At 37.6% G+C, this 250-nt stretch carries 1 protein-coding gene; it reads left to right on the top strand.

Going from position 1 to position 250, the window contains the following annotated elements:
• Positions 1-128: 128 nt before the first annotated feature.
• On the top strand, positions 129-250 hold a 122-nt coding region (locus B2906_RS18975; protein WP_414631664.1), incomplete at its 3' end, for a TGS domain-containing protein.

Raw genomic sequence — 250 nt, 5'->3', positions numbered from 1 at the left:
TGAAAGTAAGTGCGCAGATTATTCTTTAATTTATTTATCATTAGATGGATTAAATTTTTCCTTTAAGTTTCACTCTTCGCATATTTGCAGCTTAATCAATCGCCTGTTTGTAAAGGCTTACTTATTTTATGTCACAACAAATTAAAATTACCCTCCCAGATGGATCAGTGAGGGAGTACGAAAAAGGAACTACCGGACTACAGATTGCTTCCAGTATAAGCGAGGGTTTGGCCCGGAATGTTCTTGCCGC

This window comes from Algoriphagus sp. UBA3586 (assembly GCF_002376385.1).
Lineage (GTDB): Bacteria > Bacteroidota > Bacteroidia > Cytophagales > Cyclobacteriaceae > Algoriphagus > Algoriphagus ornithinivorans.
Note: the sequence above shows the minus strand (reverse complement) of the source record. Positions and strands in the feature narration are given on the sequence as shown.